Source organism: Qipengyuania pacifica (assembly GCF_019857205.1).
GTDB classification, from domain to species: domain Bacteria; phylum Pseudomonadota; class Alphaproteobacteria; order Sphingomonadales; family Sphingomonadaceae; genus Qipengyuania; species Qipengyuania pacifica.
Window position 1 is genome coordinate 1 of the sequence record NZ_JAHWXO010000036.1, and the last position, 1,530, is coordinate 1,530.

Sequence of the window (1,530 nt, forward strand, 5' to 3'; positions counted from 1 at the left end):
CTGCTTTTCCTTAGGAAATCAGGAACATGGTGCTCAATGCGCCACGGTTTTTGAGTACCAATCGGCACTGCAAGATTTTTCCGCAGATTTCCGCGGGTTACGCAGCCATGCGCGCCAATGCGGGTTGCTACCTGCACATAGATGCGACATAAATCGTTCAGGTTTCGGGGCCCGCAGACTCCGAGCAATCAGATATCGTCAAATCAGCAAGAAGCACGGCTGGGCTGACACCTAGCCCTCCAGCGATCGTGCAAATCGTGGAGACGCTTATATTCTGACGACCTCGCTCGATACGTCCATAGTATGAGCGATCAATCTGGATCTTTTGCGCGAACTTCTCCTGCGAGAAACCTGCGTCCTCGCGCATCTTTCGGATTCTGGTTCCAACGATTTCAACAGCGCGCTTTGTCACAAAGCCTTGTTGACGCCATGCTATGCAAACGTCTACGGTCTGACAGACCACGGCTTTTATTACTCATTAATTGATGTTATGAGGGTCCTCGGTTCTGCGGCGCCCATTTTTCACCAGTGCGTCGGAACCACGAGATATAATCAGGCGATTTGCGTCTCAAGCCGAAGTAAGTCACTATCTGATCATGAACGATAAGCTGACCTTCGATCCCATCGAGCGTCGAGCTGAAAAGCAGGCGCAGCGAGACGTCGATGCCGAGGCTTTGGCTCGAGGCGACATCACGCGTGACGAGTTAGCGCGAGCGAATGGTCTCTTTTCGTCGCCTGCGATCGTCAATCGGCGTGTGGTCCGTAGATATGGGCATCGTTCGAAATGAGCCAAGTGTTAGAAGCGGATATTAAGGCCTGGATGCGGGGATCTTCGCATGACGAGGGTAGATAAGGACCGTGTAGCCCTTCGTGCCTTTTTCAACATTGCAAAGGTTTGGGGGCTCACTGACGATGAACAGCTAAGCATTTTGGGTCAGCCAGACCAGACGACATTCGATGCGTGGCGACACGGCGAAGGGCTGGCGCTTGCAAGGGACACGCTTGAGCGCATCTCTTACGTCTTGGGAATTTTTCAGGGGATCAATACCCTCTTGCCAGACAAGAAGATTGCGGCCGCGTGGGTTCGCCAGCCCAACGATGCTCCGATCTTCGGCGGAATCAGCGCGCTCGATCGAATGACGGCAGGCAACGTCAGTGACCTTTTTGTGGTCCGGCAGTACCTTGATGCTGAGGCGCCCCCTCTAAAAACCTCGAGAGATCGGCTGTTTGGAGCTTTGGAAGGCAAGGTCTCAATAGCTGATGACTTCGATGAGACTCCGCCAGACATCATAGCTGAGATGGAAGGCCGCTAGCTTCCGAAAGCCGATCCACTGACTGGGATCCCAAGTAGCCGCTTGGACGGAGCTGTTTGTTGTTTCAGCATAGGGCCCGCTAGCGGCATGGCTGCTTTCGAACGCATGGCGACCAAAAGCGGAAGTTCCGCAAGCGGCCCGAGAAGAACTCAAACCGGCCAGTCTGCTCCCGGCCCCAAAACTGCCGTTGTGGGGGGCTGTCTCTCAATGACTGAAA

3 protein-coding genes are annotated in these 1,530 nt (G+C 54.1%); 2 read left to right on the forward strand and 1 reads right to left on the reverse strand.

The genetic code is table 11. The features are described 5' to 3' along the window. Positions 1–157: 157 nt before the first annotated feature. On the reverse strand, positions 158–463 hold the full coding sequence (locus KYK83_RS16995; protein WP_346729484.1) for a helix-turn-helix domain-containing protein: 306 nt from the start codon (positions 461–463) through the stop codon (positions 158–160). A 133-nt stretch (positions 464–596) separates the two neighbouring features. On the opposite strand from KYK83_RS16995, the gene KYK83_RS17000 reads away from it, so the two are divergent. After that, on the forward strand, positions 597–788 hold the full coding sequence (locus tag KYK83_RS17000) for a hypothetical protein (RefSeq protein WP_222829088.1): 192 nt from the start codon (positions 597–599) through the stop codon (positions 786–788). 48 nt (positions 789–836) lie between these two features. Further along, a complete protein-coding gene (locus KYK83_RS17005; RefSeq protein WP_222829089.1) occupies positions 837–1,313 on the forward strand; it encodes an antitoxin Xre-like helix-turn-helix domain-containing protein in 477 nt (158 codons plus the stop codon). The last annotated feature ends 217 nt before the right edge of the window (positions 1,314–1,530 follow it).